This window comes from Alteromonas sp. S015 (assembly GCF_036864485.1).
GTDB lineage: Bacteria > Pseudomonadota > Gammaproteobacteria > Enterobacterales > Alteromonadaceae > Alteromonas.
The window spans coordinates 1-17,590 of record NZ_JAZETO010000008.1; the positions used below are offsets into that span (position 1 = coordinate 1).

At 42.5% G+C, this 17,590-nt stretch carries 18 protein-coding genes and 1 pseudogene; 10 read left to right on the forward strand and 9 right to left on the reverse strand.

All coding sequences use genetic code 11. The features are described from left to right. Positions 1-70 precede the first annotated feature (70 nt). Together V7R42_RS15140 and V7R42_RS15145 are read right to left on the reverse strand one after the other, a co-directional pair. On the reverse strand, positions 71-292 hold the full coding sequence (locus tag V7R42_RS15140; protein WP_013785563.1) for a toxin-antitoxin system HicB family antitoxin: 222 nt from the start codon (positions 290-292) through the stop codon (positions 71-73). Position 293: 1 nt separating this feature from the next. Next, positions 294-716 (reverse strand): putative toxin-antitoxin system toxin component, PIN family, encoded by a 423-nt coding sequence (locus tag V7R42_RS15145; protein ID WP_013785564.1) that lies wholly within the window; start codon positions 714-716, stop codon positions 294-296. A 171-nt stretch (positions 717-887) separates the two neighbouring features. Here V7R42_RS15145 and V7R42_RS15150 point away from each other — a divergent pair, with 171 nt between their 5' ends. After that, positions 888-1,439, forward strand: a complete 552-nt coding sequence (locus V7R42_RS15150) for a hypothetical protein (protein WP_334021078.1) — start codon at positions 888-890, stop codon at positions 1,437-1,439. A gap of 235 nt (positions 1,440-1,674) precedes the next feature. On the opposite strand, the gene V7R42_RS15155 is transcribed toward V7R42_RS15150, so the two are convergent. From V7R42_RS15155 to V7R42_RS15170, 4 genes are read right to left on the reverse strand one after another with little or no spacing between them, the layout of a single operon-like run. Beyond that, positions 1,675-3,399 (reverse strand): TIGR03016 family PEP-CTERM system-associated outer membrane protein, encoded by a 1,725-nt coding sequence (locus V7R42_RS15155; RefSeq protein ID WP_334021079.1) that lies wholly within the window; start codon positions 3,397-3,399, stop codon positions 1,675-1,677. Beyond that, the gene (locus V7R42_RS15160; protein ID WP_334021080.1) at positions 3,380-4,318 is read right to left on the reverse strand and encodes an XrtA-associated tyrosine autokinase; all 939 of its coding nucleotides are present in this window, start codon (positions 4,316-4,318) and stop codon (positions 3,380-3,382) included. The genes V7R42_RS15155 and V7R42_RS15160 overlap by 20 nt, the downstream gene beginning before the upstream one ends. After that, on the reverse strand, positions 4,318-5,877 hold the full coding sequence (locus V7R42_RS15165) for an XrtA system polysaccharide chain length determinant (protein WP_334021081.1): 1,560 nt from the start codon (positions 5,875-5,877) through the stop codon (positions 4,318-4,320). The genes V7R42_RS15160 and V7R42_RS15165 overlap by 1 nt, the downstream gene beginning before the upstream one ends. An 18-nt stretch (positions 5,878-5,895) precedes the next feature. Further along, complete coding sequence (locus V7R42_RS15170) at positions 5,896-6,528, reverse strand: XrtA/PEP-CTERM system exopolysaccharide export protein (protein WP_334021082.1); 633 nt, start codon at positions 6,526-6,528, stop codon at positions 5,896-5,898. A gap of 149 nt (positions 6,529-6,677) precedes the next feature. On the opposite strand from V7R42_RS15170, the gene V7R42_RS15175 reads away from it, so the two are divergent. From V7R42_RS15175 to V7R42_RS15195, 5 genes are read left to right on the forward strand one after another with little or no spacing between them, the layout of a single operon-like run. Next, positions 6,678-8,090: a TIGR03013 family XrtA/PEP-CTERM system glycosyltransferase gene (locus tag V7R42_RS15175; protein ID WP_334021083.1), complete on the forward strand. Its 1,413-nt coding sequence runs from the start codon at positions 6,678-6,680 to the stop codon at positions 8,088-8,090. A gap of 2 nt (positions 8,091-8,092) precedes the next feature. Then, the gene (locus V7R42_RS15180; protein WP_334021084.1) at positions 8,093-8,938 is read left to right on the forward strand and encodes an XrtA system polysaccharide deacetylase; all 846 of its coding nucleotides are present in this window, start codon (positions 8,093-8,095) and stop codon (positions 8,936-8,938) included. Positions 8,939-8,949: 11 nt separating this feature from the next. Further along, on the forward strand, positions 8,950-10,392 hold the full coding sequence (gene xrtA, locus V7R42_RS15185) for an exosortase A (RefSeq protein ID WP_334021085.1): 1,443 nt from the start codon (positions 8,950-8,952) through the stop codon (positions 10,390-10,392). Continuing rightward, a complete protein-coding gene (locus V7R42_RS15190) occupies positions 10,385-11,533 on the forward strand; it encodes a glycosyltransferase family 4 protein (protein ID WP_334021086.1) in 1,149 nt (382 codons plus the stop codon). The genes xrtA and V7R42_RS15190 overlap by 8 nt, the downstream gene beginning before the upstream one ends. After that, entirely contained in the window at positions 11,514-12,995 is a 1,482-nt protein-coding gene (locus V7R42_RS15195; protein ID WP_334021087.1) for an oligosaccharide flippase family protein, read from the forward strand. The genes V7R42_RS15190 and V7R42_RS15195 overlap by 20 nt, the downstream gene beginning before the upstream one ends. Here V7R42_RS15195 and V7R42_RS15200 read toward each other — a convergent pair. From V7R42_RS15200 to V7R42_RS15210, 3 genes are read right to left on the reverse strand one after another with little or no spacing between them, the layout of a single operon-like run. Then, positions 12,949-13,980 (reverse strand): right-handed parallel beta-helix repeat-containing protein, encoded by a 1,032-nt coding sequence (locus tag V7R42_RS15200; RefSeq protein WP_334021088.1) that lies wholly within the window; start codon positions 13,978-13,980, stop codon positions 12,949-12,951. The two genes, V7R42_RS15195 and V7R42_RS15200, sit on opposite strands and share 47 nt — an antisense overlap. 2 nt (positions 13,981-13,982) lie before the next feature. After that, entirely contained in the window at positions 13,983-14,561 is a 579-nt protein-coding gene (locus V7R42_RS15205) for an acyltransferase (RefSeq protein ID WP_334021089.1), read from the reverse strand. After that, positions 14,558-15,796, reverse strand: a complete 1,239-nt coding sequence (locus V7R42_RS15210; RefSeq protein WP_334021090.1) for a TIGR03087 family PEP-CTERM/XrtA system glycosyltransferase — start codon at positions 15,794-15,796, stop codon at positions 14,558-14,560. Before V7R42_RS15210 ends, V7R42_RS15205 begins: the two co-directional genes overlap by 4 nt. A 137-nt stretch (positions 15,797-15,933) precedes the next feature. Between V7R42_RS15210 and V7R42_RS15215 the strand changes: the two are divergent. From V7R42_RS15215 to V7R42_RS15230, 4 genes and pseudogenes are all read left to right on the forward strand, one after another. After that, positions 15,934-16,172 (forward strand): annotated as a pseudogene (locus tag V7R42_RS15215) (hypothetical protein); the annotation flags it as partial. Between the two features lie 672 nt (positions 16,173-16,844). Beyond that, complete coding sequence (locus tag V7R42_RS15220; protein WP_334021092.1) at positions 16,845-17,018, forward strand: hypothetical protein; 174 nt, start codon at positions 16,845-16,847, stop codon at positions 17,016-17,018. Between the two features lie 14 nt (positions 17,019-17,032). Continuing rightward, complete coding sequence (locus V7R42_RS15225; protein WP_334021093.1) at positions 17,033-17,218, forward strand: hypothetical protein; 186 nt, start codon at positions 17,033-17,035, stop codon at positions 17,216-17,218. Positions 17,219-17,272: 54 nt separating this feature from the next. Beyond that, a complete protein-coding gene (locus tag V7R42_RS15230; RefSeq protein WP_334021094.1) occupies positions 17,273-17,560 on the forward strand; it encodes a hypothetical protein in 288 nt (95 codons plus the stop codon). The last annotated feature ends 30 nt before the right edge of the window (positions 17,561-17,590 follow it).

Genomic DNA, 17,590 nt, shown 5'->3' on the forward strand with positions numbered 1-17,590 from the left:
GGCGCTTAACTCGTTCACTGGGACAGTAACGCAGCGACGCTTCGCTATTATGCCGCTACGTTACTGCCCGTTAGCTGCCAAAATGTGAATCAAGCTTATCTAGAAGTTCCAAACCTTTGTTTTTGTCACCAGTAGCAGCAATCGCCTTAAATCTTACCTCAGTATCAAATTCAGCTATCGCTTGCGTAGACAATTCTTCTATCAGTTTGTTTAAGCTCAGCTTTTTATGCGCTGCCAAAGCCTTCAATCGGTTATGCTTATCGTCTGGTAAACGTACAGTTAAAGTGGACATATTAAACTCCTCTCAAATAATCTTCAGGCGCTAACACTTTCAAACCATCAAATTGTAATTCCGCATTTCTCAGGTCTTTTAGGTTATTCGTTATAATGCTCTCGGCATTTCCTGCCACTGCAAGCTCTATAAGAAAGTTATCGCCTTCATCTTTTAAATTTGGCCGCCACAAATAATGTATCTGCACCCATTCGCAAACACTAAAAAATGCTGCTAGCAACTCGCTCACTTCGTCCTCGGTAAGCGGGCACAATTCTTTAATTTTATCTCGCTTGCTTACTGCTTCGTACTCCAAGAATAAGGTCGTGCTAATCAGCGGCTTTAGATCCCCCAACAAGCATTGCCTTATCACTTCTCGGGCTGGCCCTGTTTTGCCAATCAGAGCGCTAATAAGTACACTGGTGTCAATAACTACTTTATTCATAGATTATATGCTAGCGTATATGCTATCACTTTTCAATTTGACAATGGCAGCTAACAAACAAATTATGGCACTCGCTGTCGCTCGCTGGGACACAAACACGTGCGCGGCTTCGCCATTATTGCACACGTGTTTGCGCCCCATATTTGGTAGTTAGATGGCACGGAGATTTAGGTGACTACTGTAATCGTTGCAGATATTTTTGGTAAAACACCAGCTCTTGAAGAGTTGGCAAATATCATTTGTAAGAACCATCTCATCGTCGACCCGTATGACGGTCAATATAAAATGTTCCAAACTGAAAGCGATGCATATGAGTATTTCTCCTCTAATACCGGCTTGGGAAATTACAGCAAGCATTTGATTAACTTGCTAACCAACTTGGATTCTTCTGTAAATCTCGTCGGATTCAGTATCGGTGCTGCTGCCATTTGGAATATCTCAGAAAGTTTTGCATCTTCACGCATAAAAAAAGCCATATGCTTTTACGGGTCTCAAATAAGAAACAACCGAAAAGTTGTTCCATTATTTCCAGTTACTCTTGTTTTCCCAAAAACAGAAAAACACTTTTCGGTACCAGAATTAATCTCGGAATTGCGCAACACAGAAAGAACCAAAATTAGGCAGGTGCCTTATTTTCATGGTTTTATGAATAAGTGCTCAACGAATTTCAACTTGCAAGGATACGAAAGTGAGCTTCGAACACTTGCGGCTAATGCCATCTAACAAAAAAATTAAGTCACTCACTTCGTTCGCTGGAACGCATACACGCGGGGCGGCTTCGCCATTATGCCCCACATGCCTGCGCCCCTTATTTAAAAGTTGAATGTCCGTTGTTTGTCTTCTGCTGCCTGTCAGATGGTATCTAAATCAGCAAATAAAAGTGTTGTTAACACCAGCAAATAAAAGTGTTAGATCAGATATGAGCCACTACAGCTTAGTTTGTTAACACCAATACAGCTTAGTTGTTGTTTCGTCGATTGGCGTTACGCGCTCCATTCCTGTTTCTAAATGAATAGGTGAATGATAACTGTACTCTTCGCTCTTTTAGTCCTATTGCTTCTTCTACTAAAATATTATTGTCACGCTCTATATAATAGAAACCGAAGTTGGCGGTTAAAGGGGAACGAAACGTATGCTGAAAAGCGATAGAGCCGTTAATGTTTTCGCTTTCACCGTCAAGATCGGCAGTATTGGCTACGTTGTTTTCCACCTTCGCATAATTAAGAGAAAGGTTGAGTTTTGTCCTTACGCCTAGACTATGCGATAAGGTTGTACCATACGCCATGGTTCGCGTTTGACGCCCAGTATCAACAGAAGAGTCAAGTGAATAGCGCGTATTAAACGATAAGTTTGTTATACGGCCTTGTAGCCCTACTTGCGCGATTAAAGACTCTCTGTTTATTACGGCGTCTGATATTTCGTAGTTTGGTGCGAGAAAATCGACGAACTGTTCACCCGCTTTTAAATCATAATCTAAACTTGCCGGTTGAAAGCAAGATGATATGTCTGAACTTCCTTGCTGGCACACAAATATCCCCAAGCTCTCAGGTGAAGATATCAGCCTAGAATAGCTAGTTACTGAGTCACTGTAGTTTATCCGTGCCCTCAGGCGCCGAGTGTTATAGTTCAAAGCAAATTGGCCGGTCTTTCCTGTCGAACGACGCGTGTAATTTGCGCTCACGTTACTTCTTGGAGAGAGTGCCCAGCGCAGTTCTCCACTAACAAAGTAGTCGTCCTCATTTATATCTTCATCATCGGCGAGTTCTACGTCAATGTCCGGATTAATTTGCTTATTGATTGCCACACGCAAAAACCGTTGATTATCTTGACGATAAGTAAGACCCGCACCAAAACTGTAGAATTCTTGCGTGGTTACGCCGTTACTCTCGCTTTCGTATTGATAGGCATCGTGAAGGGTTGTAAGGAAAACGCCGAAATCATGTATAACATTGAACTCTGCATTCGCAACGTAATTTCGCGTCATAAAATCGCTTTGCGAACGTTCACCGCGTTCTGTTTCTATGTAACTACCCGAGACATTCCAAATAAATCCATATGCTGTAGACGTACTTTGCGCATTACCTGATAGAGAATAGTTTTTATCTTCTAGCTTATCCGTACCTTGCTCGGATTGATCCGTTTCGGTAAGCGAATAGCGAGCGACACCGTTCGCGATGAAATTTCGGTTTCTTGGCGTTTGAATGGACGCAGAGACGCTGTTCGTTCTGGTCTTAACAAGCGAGTCAGAATTGTTGATGAAATCAGAGGTTAGAAAGTTCAGTGCATTTCCATCTCTGTATGTAAAACCGCCGTCTAAACTAAGGTACAGCAGGTTTTCAACAATTTCGGCTCGTGAGTTGTAGTTGTAGCTGCCGAACGTATTACGTTGGGTATTTAACGCTTCACTGTTATCTCGCTCAAGGTAGGTTGCGCGGGCGTTGATGGAAGCATTTATCCGGGCACTTTGATAGCTAATCGCGAACGTTGGGCTTACTTGCCCAACGGTTTCATCCGAGCTGACTTCTCTGTCTTCCGTTTCGCGATAGATAGCGTCAGCAGTGATACTTGAAGTTACATTTACCTCTGAGGCAAAGACCTGAGGTACAGTCACCAATGAAAACAAAACAACAAAAGGTGCACGGCACGTGCGTGTTTTCTGCTTTTTAATCTTTTCGATCGGCATAGTAATATCCATAATATCCATTTAAAGAATTACTGTCGACGGACTTGTTAACAACAAAACCTACTGCCATCTCAGGGTTTAATCTTTCAATTGAGAATTTGATATCGTTTAACTTTGAACGACCTTCTTCTACCACTACGACCGCTTGTCCAGCGAAATTAGCAAGCACTGCCGACTCTGTGATGCCAATAAGTGGTGGTGTATCAATAATAACTACGCGGTCTTTATAACGGTTGGCAAATTCGTCAACCGTATCGTGCATCCTTTGGCTAGCCAGTAGTTCGGTTGTTCTATGGTCGTATTTACCGGCGGGTATAATTTTAAGCGTTTCTATATTTGTGGGATAAAGCACTTCAGACACATCGTCAACTTCGCCCATCAAATACTCCATCAACCCTTTGCGCCTTTCTAAACCCAATGTTCGAAGTACATTAGGCTTTAACACGTCAGCATCAACTAGAAGTACCGTTTTGTCTTGCTCTGATGCAATACTCAGCGCGAGGTTGGCGGCCGTAAATGTTTTGCCTTCCGATGGACGACCGCTGGTAACCATAATGACATTGCTATTAGTGAGCGTTTTTGAGATTGGACCAAACGCGTTCGACAATAGCTTACGTTTTATTTCCCGATACTCTTCGTTAATTTGCTTTCGTTGGCCCGTTGTAGAAACAAATCCCTTCTCTTCCAGTTGACTGAAGTTAAGCTTAAATTGGCTTTTAGGCGTTTTATTTTTACTCGCCACCGTTTCATCTGTTGCCGGCGAGGTCAACTCACTTTCCGCTTTTCCTAGAGCGGCTTGCGTTGATTCTGGAGTAGGCTGCCCATCAACGTCCTCTGGCGCTGCTTCAGCTTTATTCTGACGCGCTTTTTGCTTCTCGGCCTCTTGCCTTTGCTGCGCTTTTTCAATTGTGTTTTTCACTAGAATAACCCCTGCAGAATCGTCTTGTTTGTTACATCAATAGCAATGACGGCTGCAAACATCATTAAAATAATGCCAGTAGAAATAGCAAATATAACAATTCTAAAGCGATTCCGCTTTCTAACCTTATCTATTTCTAAATGTCCAACCACGCCTAGTAAGGGATAGTCGGTAATAGATTTTAACTGCGATGCACGGAATAGTACGGGAGAAAGCTGACTTATTAAAAATGCCAAACCCAGCCCTGAACTAAAGCCAACGATGAGCACCAATACATATTGTAGAATACGTTTAGGGCCAGCAGGCTTACCTGGAAGGTGAGGGGGCTGTAAAATTTTAAACTGAATGTCTTCTCCGCTTAACTCTGCACGTTTTGCCAGTTCGGCAGACTCTTTACGCGTAAGTAGTGCATTATATTTCTGTTTGAGAATACCATAATCACGATTAAGAGCCGTAGACTCCGCTTCAATTTGCGGCACAAGATCTATCTTCGATTGAAGCTCCAAAATGCTACTGGCGATATCATCACGTTGAACGATCTGCGACGCTAACTGACTCTCCAATCTCGACATTTCCAAGCTTAAATCTCGACTAAGCTCATTTAACTGAACGGGCTCTTCACCTGAACTCGCAATCAATGCTTCTATTTCTTCGGAACGGCGAGTTTCCAGCGTTTCTAACAGTGCTTTTGTTTCAATAACGTCAGGATGTTGCTCTGTAAATCGAAGTGAAAGCTCATCAAGTTTCTGTTCAAGGCTCCTAATTCTGGAATCGTACCTTGTTTCCAAGCCAGAATTTTCTGTGTTGCCACTAGACAATTGAGATTTAGCATTTGCCAGTTGTTTAGCAAACGCTTCAAGCTTCTTTTGCGTCTGTTTAATACCTAATTCTACAGACGCAAGCTGACTTTTTTGGTTTTCAAGACGTGAGTAAAAAGAGCCTTGTACGGGTAAAATATCTGCATAATTTCTTTTGAAATCAGCAAGCCGCTGTTCTGACTCCATCAGGCGGCTCTCATATTCCGCAATTTCATTGTCTATAAAGCGTTCGGCGGTATCCGTGTTTCTGCGGTTATCGCCTAACGCGCCCTCGACGAACAAATTCAGTGTTTCCTGAACTACCCGTTGTGCTACAACAGGGTTTTTATGTGTGTACGAAACCCGATAAATGTTGTCACGCGACGTGCTCTTTAAATCAATTTGATTTTTAAGTCGGTTAACTAACGAGTCGAATTGCGCGTCAGTATTTGTTGTCAGGTCTAAATCTGCGTTTCTGGCTATTTTGGCGACGTTTTCCGGCGTGAAAAATGTTCTTGCCATTAACCTTATTTCTTGCTCCTTATTAGTTTGTATGGCAAGCCCCCTCAAGAGAGGTTGCAGCATAGAACGTGTATCCACATGGACCGTTGCTGCCGAAGAGTAGTAATCAGGTTGATTGGCTACATACAAAAAGCCCGCGGGACAAATAAGCCAGCTACAGATAATGACATAGCGTTTTTTAATCCAAATCCCTTTGAGGTAGTCAGATCCCAATATAAAGAGTGATTGTAATTCTTGCATTACTACTACATCTAATCCCTAAAACCACGCTTCTGGAATAATAACAATATCGCCCGGTAGCATATCAACGTTTTCGGTGATATCACCATCGCGAATTAAATCGTCTATATTCAATTCGAAAACTTTCTTTTCGCCGTTTATTACACGGATTAGCTTTGCATCATTTCCGTCGGCAAAGTTTGTGAGTCCACCAACCGATATCATAAGGTCGAGTAGGGTCATATGCTCTGTGTAGTTCACCGCTCTAGGTTGAGCTGCTTCGCCAATAACGCGAACCTGCTCGCTTAACGGGCCTGAAAAATTGCCCACACTCACGGTTACGCGAGGAGAGTTTACAAACGTTGATAAAACGTCCTCAATTTCTCTAGCAAGCATTGTGGGGGTTCTTCCTGCCACATCTAAATCCTCAACAAGTGAGGTAGTGACTTTCCCATCAGGACGCACTACAACCTGTGCCGATAATTCAGGGTTGCGCCAAACAAAAATGTTTAATCTATCTCCAGGGCCAATCAAATATTGGTAATCGTTAACGTCGGTAGTCAAAGATGCGCGGGTGGTTGCTTCAGGCAAGACCCCAGTGTTACTGCATCCGTACAAGCAAAATAGTGGAAGTATTGCGCAGCTAGCTATTCGTGTTTTTAAACAGAACATAAGAGATCATCCTACACTCATTATGGTTGATTTATGGCTTTTGTCGTTTACCCTACGGTAATTGTCACTATAATGCCAATAACAATTCTAGTCTATTGTAATAAATCCATTTATGATGGGACAAACGCTGAAGTATTAGGGGGCCAGGGGTGGCAGGAAGTAAGCGCAATCAAAATAAACGATCGAACATACTTGTAATAACCGAAGCGTTGCTCATAGCCTACATGGGGTACATTTCTCATTTTATTCTCACTCAGGTCGGATTATCGGCAAGTGTGTCTGTCGAGAAATTGATTATTAATGTAGGTATGTTGACGGTTTCAATTTTACTTTGCTCATTATCCGTAGGTCTTTATGAAGCAAAACTAAGAGAAACGTTTAGAGGTATTATTCGTCGCATTTTCGTGAGCGTCGGACTCAGCTATTTTTTAGTAGAAGTGCTTACTCGCGCATTTTTTGACGAGCTGGTTATGGATTCGTATTTCTTGCCAGCATCGGTGTGCTCAATAATTATCACCTTGGTGGTATTTAGGTACTTTACCAATCGGTTAGGTCTACTTGGGCTTGGTAAAGTGCGAATTTTGGTATTGGGCGCTGGAGAGAGAGCGTCAATTATCGAAAAGCGCATGCGTAGAGATGTCGACCGAATAGGTTTTGAATTGGTAGGTTTCGTACCTATTCCAGGTGATAACCGAGAGAACGGAATAAGAAAGGAAAACATTATTCACCTTATGGTGGACGAAAACTTTCAAAAGTTTATTGTCGATAATGATATCGAGGAAATTGTTATCGCCTGTGATCAACGAAGAGGAACCTTGCCTGTAGAAGCGCTGTTCGAGTGCAGGCTGCGGGGAATAGAGGTGACCGAACTTCTTGACTTCATGGAGCGAGAAACAGGGCAAATCGTCGTTAATTTAATGTACCCTAGTTGGGTAATCTACTCGAATGGCTTTCAAAGTCAGAACTATTTGCGTGACGCGCTTGACTATACGCTCAACTGCTTTCTTGCACTCATTATATTTTCGCTTGTATGGCCCATTATGCTGTTCACAGCCTTCTTTATTTATTGTGACGATGGAAGACGAACTGGAGTCTCCGTTTTTTATAAACAAGAGCGCGTAGGGCTTAATGGTAAATTATTCAAAATTATTAAGTTCCGTAGTATGAGGCCTGACGCCGAAAAAGACGGCGCAAAATGGGCAAGCAAAAATGACGACCGCGTGACGCGTATCGGGCATTTCATGCGAAAGTACCGAATAGATGAGCTGCCACAACTATTGAATGTTTTTAAAGGTGAAATGGCGTTCATTGGACCTCGTCCAGAAAGACCTCAGTTTGTTGAACAGCTCGTCAGAGAAGTGCCTTATTACAATCAACGACACAATGTTAAGCCGGGTTTGGCCGGGTGGGCACAGTTAAATTATCCCTACGGTGCCAGTGTAGAAGATTCCATGGAAAAGCTTAAATTTGACTTGTACTACGTTAAACATCAGAGCTTGCTACTCGATATACTTATTTTAATTCGCACAGTGGAAGTTGTGTTATTCGGCAAAGGACGATAATTATGAAGGCGAAGGGTCGTCTCAATGCTATGACCGTGGATGTAGAAGACTACTTCCAAGTGTCAGCGTTTGAAAATGTTTTCACTCAGAAAGAGTGGGACAAAGCGCCTTTAAGGGTTGACCACAACACAAACCGACTACTAGACCTATTCGCAGAACATGACGTAAAAGCTACGTTTTTTACGTTGGCGTGGGTGGCACAAAAATGCCCTTCTCTGATAAAGCGAATTGTTAGCGAAGGCCACGAGTTGGCAAGTCACGGTCTTGCTCATAGGAGGGTGACAACCATGTCGCCCGAAGAGTTTCGAAAGGATGTCAGCGAAAGTAAGCAGATTCTGGAAGATATTGGTGGAGTTGCAATAAATGGTTATCGCGCACCAAGCTTTTCCATTAACAGTGACAACGAGTGGGCTTTCGAGATAGTAAAAGAAGCGGGGTTCTTATATTCGTCAAGCACTTACCCAATTGAGCATGATTTGTACGGTGTACCTGATTGGCCCCGGTTTAAGTACCAACGCATAGAGGGGCTTTGGGAGCTGCCCATTCCAACAATAAGGAAATCTGGGAAAAATGTTGGTATAGGGGGAGGTGGTTTTTTCCGTCTTTATCCTTACTGGTATTCGAAGAAACGTATAGACACGTTTTTTGCCTCTGAATCAGCGCCATATAATTTTTATTTCCACCCGTGGGAAATAGACCAGCAACACCCTCAAGTGAAAGGGGCACAATTTAAGTCCAAATTCCGACATTTTGTAAATCTTAAAAAAATGGAGTCGAAAATCGTTCGGCTGTTGGAAGATTACAACTGGACAACAATGAGCTCGGCTTACGATATTAAAACCGTGTAGTGGTATAACTAATGGATAAGAGATTAGACAGGGAATTTGGGGTAGTACTGCTTTCAACGCTGTTGCTGTGGTTGGCTTTTTTCTGGCAAGGCGTTGTCACGGCTATTGACATATGGTGGGGAAATGAAATTTTCAATCACTGCTTTTTTGTTTTGCCTACTACGGCTTATCTTATCTATTTAAAACAAGACTCGCTGTTTTCTAACAATATAAAGCCTACGTTACTCCCTCTGTTTGCCATTGTTCCTTTATGTGTTCTCTATGTTGTTGGACGCGTTGGCGATATTCAACTTTTCATGCACATTGCAACGTTTACGCTCTTGCCTGTGCTGATATGGACAATCATTGGGCATAATGCTGCTAAAAGTATTTTGTTTCCCCTCGTATTTTTACTGTTTGCTATCCCAGTTGGAGAGCAATTAATTCCGTTTCTACAGGAAATAACGGCTGACGGCTCGGTAGCGTTGCTAAAAATGGTGGGCGTCCCACTTTATAGAAATGGCTTGTATATTGAGATCCCAGCGGGGCGTTTTTTAGTTGCTGAAGCATGTTCTGGTGTGAGTTTCTTTATAGTAAGCATCGTCATTGGCTCGCTCTTTTCTTACTTAAGCTTCGTGTCGCCTGCAAAGAAACTCATTTTTGTCACAATTTCGGTGTTCTTACCTGTAGTAGCAAATATTATCCGAGTTTTCGGCATTATTTACATCGCGCACAAAACCGATATGGAATACGCCGCTGGTGCGGATCACCTTATTTATGGCTGGTTTTTCTTTGCCTTTGTGATTGTGTGTCTGTTAGGTATTGGTGAGTTACTTCGTGATAAGGGCGTGGAGACTGAACAGCATGGTGAGATGCAGCGTGGCAACATACAGCTAAATGTTAAAAAGGTGGCGTTAGTTTATTTTGTACTGATTGCGTTTGGCGCCTGGTCTTGGTCTTATTCATTGTATAAAACTGAAAATACTACCCGTGCCTTTAATACGAAAGACATTGCGAACCTTAAAGCGTGTGATGATGAACAGCTATATTGGCAACCCAAAATTGAAAATGCCGATAAACAGGTAAGGCAGCAATATATAGTTAATAGCCAATGCCAAGCCGTATTAGTACAAGCTGAATTTCACCGCTTTGACAGTGAACTAGTCAGTGGCCTAAATCTTCTTTATGTAGAAAAAGAATGGTCTTTAGTGCGCACAGACAATGAGATTTTAGTCATAGATGAAGTGGCTCAAACAGTACCTGTATTGTACCTAACGTCGCCACATGAAAAGAAAATAAAGGTAGCAAGATGGTATGAAGTAAATGGGCAAGTACTAACGTCTACGATAAAAGCAAAATTATATGTCACTTACTTAAAAATGACGCGTCAATATGATGGTGGGCAACTTCTTATAATGGCAGTGCCTTACACATTAGATACGTCTACATTGCAAATTACCGAGAATTATGAATAAAACGTTAGTGCTTACTGAGAACTTTCCTCCGGTAGAGGGCGGAAGTGGCCGCTGGTTTTGGGAGCTATATTCTAGATTGCCGGGCTCTCAGGTTGTTGTAGCAACGAACAATGCCACCCAAGACATTGCGCCTCCCGCCAACGGCATGGTGATTGAACGCCTACCGTTACAAAGTGCCGAGTGGGGCATTAAAAGTGTTACGGGTCTTACATTTTATGCCAAAAGTGTTGCTCGTATTATCAAGCTGATAAAAAAGCACAATATTAAAGAGATACACTGCGGGCGTGTAATACACGAGGGCGTTATTGCTTGGCTTGCCTCGAAAGTTACAGGGGTTAAGGTTGTGTGTTACGTACACGGAGAAGATGTAGAAGTTGCTGCGGTTAGTCGTGAACACAGCCTGTTGGTAAAGCAAGTCTGCAAGCGCAGTCACACGCTTATTTGTAATAGCGAAAACAGCAAAGCACTGGTACAACGTTTGAATTTTGCTGACGCTGAAAAATGTGTGGTCTTGCATCCGGGGTTTGATGCTGAACACTTTCAACCTGTTTCGCGAGACAATCAGGTTCGAAAAGCATTTGGCTGGGAGGGTAAGTTTTCAGTTATTACAGTAGGGCGTCTGCAGCGCCGAAAGGGACAAGATTACTTTATTCAGGCTATGCCAGAATTGTTAAAGCGTTTTCCGACGCTGCATTACACAGTGATAGGGCGAGGCGAACTTGAGCAGGAACTAAGAGAGCAGATTAGCGCGCTGGGTTTATCTGACCATGTACAAGTGGTCACCGATGCCGACGACGACAAAATGGCCGCTATGTATCAGCAGTGTGATGTATTTATATTACCTAACAGGACCATTGGAGGAGATATAGAAGGCTTCGGCATGGTACTACTAGAGGCTCAGGCTTGCGGAAAGTATGTGGTAGCGGGTAATTCTGGTGGAACAAAGGAAACCATGCGCGTTGGAGAAACGGGGTTCGTTATAGATTGTAGTTCGCCTAGCGCTATTGTAGACGGTTTTTCTATGGTCATGCAGAAGCTTCCAAGTTTGACTATGTCGCCCAGCGAGTTTGTTAAAAGCACGTTTTCCTGGGATGTTCATGTAGCAAAAGCAAGGGCGTTGTTTGACCGCTTCGCTAACTAAGAAAACGCTGGTCAGTTCTGCGTTTTCAAGTGCTGCTCAGGTAATTAGCAAGCTATTGGGCTTGCTAAGTACGTTAGTTGTTGCGCGTGTTCTGACTCCTGATGTCTTTGCCTTGGCAGCCATTCTTTCTATTACGCTTTACTTCGTTGACGTATTAGGCGATGTAGCCAGTGAAACTTACATATTGCAGAAAAAGCGTGTTTCGTTTTTGGATATTCAAAGCGCGTGGACATTGAATTTAGCCATCAAAATATGTTGCTGCTTGTTGCTTGCCTGCCTCGCGCCATTTGCTGCCCGTTTCTTTGAACAGCCTTCGCTAACAACGCCATTACAAGTGGCTACTTTGGTGCTTCCATTAAAAGCACTGTGTTCTGTCTACTTCCTTAAGCTTAAAAGACACCTTAAATATGGCTTATTAACCTTGGCCACATTTGCTGAGCGGGTTGTCGCTACCGTTCTTCTTGTTTCCTCTGCATTACTTTTCGAAAGCGTTTGGGCGTTTGTTGTTGCTGATATAGGCGGGGCATTTACATTAATGGTGATCAGCTATGCGTTATCGCAGCAACGTCCGGTGCTTACGCTTGCAAATGTGGCCGAACAGTGGGCGTTTTCAAAATGGCTCATAGGAAAACAAATTGCCGGTTATTTGCGTTCTCAACTTGATACGTTGCTTGTTGCTAAGTTTTTTTCTCCAACGATAACAGGGCATTATTACATGGCACGAGATGTGGCTATGTTACCCGGAAGGTTTTTATTGGGGCCTGCCATTGAACCTCTTATTGCCTCGTTTAGAAATGAAAAATTGAAACGTCAGGCCTTATTAGAAAAAGTTGCGCTTAGCTACTGCGTTGCACTACTTATTGCTTCTCCCATAGCCATATTTGTTGCTTATTTTGCCGATGTGGTTGTTTTAACGTTACTTGGGCCGCAGTGGGATACGGCAGCCGAGTATCTGCCTTCGCTTATTTTTTTATTCTTTTATTGGGTTATTTTACAAGTAACTGAGCAGGGGCTGATTGCACGCGGTAAAGTAAGTTTTCTGTTCTATTTCGATGTGTTCTCTTTGTTGGTTATTGCATCTGCGCTACTCACATCGCTTGCGGTTCAGACTGATATTTTATTACTCATAGAAGTGCGTATAGCGGCGGGCTTTTTTCTAACGGGTAGTGCAATGGGGGTTTTGTTTAGCAACCAATGGAAAGTGCTGTACGGCGTAATGATTAATCTAATGGCCTTTTTCGCCATTAGTTTATTTTCCGCAGAGGTCGCATTTAAACTTGGCGGTATGTTGGGCATAGCGTGGGCGCCACTGAAGTTGTTGGTTGTCGGCTTGGTATTTGGCGCTACATATTTACCTTGCATGCTACTTTATGTGATAAAGCTGTCTCACAAAGACTATCGCGGCCCGCTTATTTTTATTTTCCAAGAAGCGTGGACCACATTGAGCGCTTTTCGTCGCTAAGTGTTAGCTGAGCATTTTCTGCAACGGTGCCCGACGCGCCATTTCGTTGTTTAATAGCACCTAATACTACGTTGTTTCTTATTTCTACGCTGTGAGTGAAACCAAACCTGTATTCAATGGCATTAGGATAGCCTGATTGAAGCAGTACCGTATTACTTAGTACTTTTGTACCCTTAGCGCTTTCTAGCACTATTCCTGCGTCTTTGTACGGGTGTGCTGGGTTATTGTGAAGAATAACGTTGTTTTCAATCACTCCCCCAATATGTTCGTTATCGACGTTCCCTAAACCAAACCCTATGCCTCGGTCGCTGTTAATAATCGTATTATCTCGCACTATGGTATTGTGAGAATTGCGCCAAAAGTGAATAGCGTGTTCGGCAATGTGCTCTGAGGGGCTGGCGATATTCTCGAAATGGTTATTTTCCACTACCCAGTTTTTAGCGCGATGCGCATCTATTCCACCAATATAATAATTGGGGCCTACCGTTGCCGAGTATGAAAAGCGGGAATTGCTGATTTTACCGTTGTGCGAATAAGGCGAGTCTGGGTTAGGGCTGGCGCTTACTTTAAGAAGCTGCTCGTAACTGTCGCGAAGTATGCTGTTCGTTAACGTGAAATTGTCAGCGCCCAGTTCGGCTCTTACCTGTATTAGGTGGTTAGCACTTTGCTCCAAGGTTACCCCTGTAAGGGTAAAATCATCAGCGTGCACATCAATGAGAATTTCGTCGCCACCATTTTCCGATGCTGGGCGCATTCCATTGCCTCTAAAAACAACGTCTTCAGGCGAGCCAGAAGCGCCGGCAATAGTCACGTTATCTGCTTTTATTTGTAGCCGATAGTTAAGCTTGTAAACGCCAGGCTCAACAATAATGTGCGAATTAGGGCGTGTAATTGCTCTTGCCAGTGCATCAATATTGTCAACGGTGATCGCTGCTAGTGCGTGAACGTGTATCAAACTTAGCAAAGCAAAAGTAACCAGACGCATGATTATTTCCTCATTTTTATGATAGTTGCAGGGTTTCCCGCAACAATGGCGAAATCAGGAATGTCTTTTGTGACTACTGCGCCTGCTGCCACAACACATTTTTTCCCTACGTTAGCCATAATAATAGCACCGTTTCCAGCCCACGTGTCTTCACCAAGGGTGATCGGTTGAAAATGGCCGCCTTGTTCTCTAATTGGTTTATCTAAATCGTCAAAATTGTGTTGTTGCTTTCCACTTAAAATATGCACGCCACTGCCCAATAAACAGTCTTTTTCTATTACGCATGCACCAATATTGCACTGAGGGCCAATATAAACACCTTGCTTAATCACGGTATTTTTTTGGCTAAGTAAAGTAGCAAACCCGATAAAGGAATCTTGAGAAAAACCCGTCAGCGTTATTCGATAAAACGCACCTCGTAGGAAGTTACCTGACTTGCCTGGGAACAGGCTTAAAAATTGGCTGAATGCAGCAAAGCAATTGTCAGACGAGACTATATTCAGCACGAAGTAAAGAACAATCAGCGGGCTTACTGCGATGATAGCGATAAGGTGAATACACTTCTTCAGTACAGATTTCATTGTTGGTGCCTGTTTTCGGTAAGGGCGTTGAAAAACGGCGCCATCTTACTTTCCCACGAGTAGTGTTCTAATATGGTTTTTCTAGCGTTTAAAGACAATTGCTCGGCCAGCGCCGAAGAACGTAACGTATCGATAAGCGCAGCGGCAAACTCGTCAGCATGACGTGCAATAAGTACATTCTCTTCATTTTCACAAAGTATACCCTCTGCGCCCATTGGGGTAGTAATAACGGGCAAACCACAGGACATTGCCTGTAATACCTTATTTTGCACACCGCGAGCAATTTGAAATGGGGCGACAAAAGCGCTTGCCCTGTGGAAGTAAGGCATGATGTCATCAACAAAGCCTGTTACTTCAATACTTGGATGTTCTGCCAGCTTTTTTACTGTTTCTACGGGGTTCATACCGGCAATCGTAAATGTTGCATCGGGAAAGCGAGAGAGTACCGTTGGCCATATTTCTTTGGTAAACCAAATAACCGCGTCTATATTGGGTTTGTAATCCATAACGCCTGTGAAAAGTACGTTGTTACTTACCGCCTGTTGTTTATCTTCACCGGCATTGGGAGTGAATACATGTGCGTCGATCCCGTTGCCTAGTTCCACAACATTTTGCGAACGTGTCACCGTTTTATTGAACACCGCAATTTCAGCTTTGGCGATTAAAAATACTTTGTCTGCGATATCAACACACTTTTTTTCTAGCAGCCTTACTAAGTGCGCTTCTCGCTTGTATAGCACGCGCATTGGCCACTGACTTTGGTTTGCATACTGTTGCCACTTGTCTGAATCAACATCCATAAAATCGATGAAAATAGCGGTTGGCGTTGAACTATTTGAGGCGTTATTCTTCTGTAACGCTAATGCATAAGGATAAAGGCTTGAAGCGGTGAACAACACAGCACAATAGCGGTGTTCGGCAACGTGCTGAACAAGCCATTCTTGCAGTTGCTTATTAAAGAAGTTGGCTTCAGATAGTGACTTAGCACTTACTAACCCTTTAAACAGACGCAACCACTTAGCTTCCTTATATAAAAAACCTTGTGTATTCCCATTTATTGTAGTGCCCAGCTCCTTCAAGTGTTGTTGGTCTTGCGTATCTTCCAAAGAACAACTTACGTCGACATCAAAGCCCTCGCTCATTAAACACTTTATTTGATGATACGTTCGTATTTTCTCCCCTTTATTGGGAGGGTAGGGTACGCGTTGACTAATTACTAAAATCCGTTTGCTCAAGACCTAACACTCTGCTAATCGAGATAAAAAGTAAGTCTACATGTTGGACTCGCATGATTGAAGTACAAATAAAAACGAATGCTGCAAACGGTTAGTGGTAGCGACCTGACTTCTTATCTTGTCTGATTCGATTTTATCCGTACGTTATAGGCAGAAAAAACTGGTTGTTCAGCCAAACCACCACAGCGCGAATGCCAGTACTGTTCTCTACAGTACCATCAAAACCGCAAATGCCAACCACCTCAATGTGTTCTCGTATGTGATTACTTGCTTTAATGAACTCAGTAAGTCTGACGACGATGTCGAGCAACTGCTACCATGGCAGTTTGCTAAGCGCTGCGTGGGATTACCAGACGCTTGCTCTGTCCATATTTAGTTATATTTTAAAAAGTTAATGTTATTAATTCCTGAGATATCATTATGAAACAGTAATTTTTTTACATAAGTCATTGTTTTAAAGGGGCTTTGTTGGTTTTTGACTTAACTGGAATATGGGTGCAGGATTAGAAGGACTGTCAGCTTGAGGTTGCTTATTATCAAATTATCCACAGGGCAAGGCTGCAAACATTTATTGACTAGCTGAGTTTACAAGTGACACCACAACTGTACGAAATATAGTGACTGTTATCTTATGCTCCTTTTTGCGGAGAGAGTCATTGGTACAGGTGCGTTTGAACAGCTTTAAGTAAGTAATAAGACCCTCGTCAATCAGCTAAGGAGGCGTATTTATTCACTGATATTTCTTGTAGTGTGTGTCTCTATCGCTGGAGCCAAAGGCTGGGAAGACATCTAAGATTTTGGTGATTCACAGTCTATACGGACGAGTAAGCTAATAGATATTTATTGTCACTCTGTACTTGATTCAGAAACTGAGAGGATTTTTCTAGCTAGGCTCTTAAATAGCTTTGTTAGAAAATAGAAGCGGCTGACTTTAGTCAACTTTAGATGGGAAACTAAAGACAGCCAAATTAACAGTTCTATCTCATATTAAGATAGAAAAATTAACCATCCGACTTTAATAAAGGTCGAATACATGGAGTATAACAGAATGCGTCAATTAAACGTAAATGAAACTCAAAAAATAAATGGTGGAGTTCCATTTTTGATCCCTGTTGTTATGTGGGCAGTCAAAACAACAGCTGTAAGAGTAGCTGCAAAAGGAGCTGTTGCTGGAGCTTCTGCATATCTTGGTTTTAGAGCAGCTGAAAGTATGTCTTACTGAATAGAGGAAACGCTATGAAAGAATTAACTATTAAAGAAACAAAAGAAGTAAGTGCTGGAATAGCTCCTGTAGTTTGGTTTGCTGCTGGAGTTATAGCTAGAAGTGCTATCGGTGGCGCTATTCGTTCAACGGTTAAAACGGCATTTCAAGGGTTCGTTGGTGGCGCTACTGGTGCGGCTTTACGAAGCTCTAGCTATTGACAGTAATGTTGATTTGGGAGTGCGTCTTGCGCTCCCAATTACAGGAGAAAAGTTTTGTTTTCAAGAAATTGTCCGTCATGCGGAAAAAAAATATCTTTCAATTGGATAAAAAAAAACGCAAAAAATGATTTTTTCAACTGTCCTCATTGTAACTGTGTATTAACTCCCAGATTTTCTAATGTGATTATTAATAGCATTATCTTAGGTGCTGGAACGGGAGCGATTTTAGCGAAATTTACAAACTTGCCAATAGAGTTGATTATCGTTATTTGCTCATTAAGTGGTATGTATCTTCAGAAATATATAGATATACTTTTCTCTCTTGAAAAAGTAGATGAATAACTGCGGCTTTAGTTGTTTGTTTTAAATTAT

What these genes read in the sequence shown, in the direction of transcription:
- V7R42_RS15140 (WP_013785563.1), bottom strand. Translation starts at nt 292, where the DNA reads ATGTCCACTTTAACTGTACGTTTACCAGACGATAAGCATAACCGATTG.
- V7R42_RS15155 (WP_334021079.1), bottom strand. Translation starts at nt 3,399, where the DNA reads ATGCCGATCGAAAAGATTAAAAAGCAGAAAACACGCACGTGCCGTGCA.
- V7R42_RS15225 (WP_334021093.1), top strand. Translation starts at nt 17,033, where the DNA reads ATGAAAGAATTAACTATTAAAGAAACAAAAGAAGTAAGTGCTGGAATA.
- V7R42_RS15165 (WP_334021081.1), bottom strand. Translation starts at nt 5,877, where the DNA reads ATGCAAGAATTACAATCACTCTTTATATTGGGATCTGACTACCTCAAA.
- V7R42_RS15190 (WP_334021086.1), top strand. Translation starts at nt 10,385, where the DNA reads ATGAATAAAACGTTAGTGCTTACTGAGAACTTTCCTCCGGTAGAGGGC.
- xrtA (WP_334021085.1), top strand. Translation starts at nt 8,950, where the DNA reads ATGGATAAGAGATTAGACAGGGAATTTGGGGTAGTACTGCTTTCAACG.
- V7R42_RS15205 (WP_334021089.1), bottom strand. Translation starts at nt 14,561, where the DNA reads ATGAAATCTGTACTGAAGAAGTGTATTCACCTTATCGCTATCATCGCA.
- V7R42_RS15200 (WP_334021088.1), bottom strand. Translation starts at nt 13,980, where the DNA reads ATGCGTCTGGTTACTTTTGCTTTGCTAAGTTTGATACACGTTCACGCA.
- V7R42_RS15170 (WP_334021082.1), bottom strand. Translation starts at nt 6,528, where the DNA reads ATGTTCTGTTTAAAAACACGAATAGCTAGCTGCGCAATACTTCCACTA.
- V7R42_RS15180 (WP_334021084.1), top strand. Translation starts at nt 8,093, where the DNA reads ATGAAGGCGAAGGGTCGTCTCAATGCTATGACCGTGGATGTAGAAGAC.
- V7R42_RS15220 (WP_334021092.1), top strand. Translation starts at nt 16,845, where the DNA reads ATGCGTCAATTAAACGTAAATGAAACTCAAAAAATAAATGGTGGAGTT.
- V7R42_RS15145 (WP_013785564.1), bottom strand. Translation starts at nt 716, where the DNA reads ATGAATAAAGTAGTTATTGACACCAGTGTACTTATTAGCGCTCTGATT.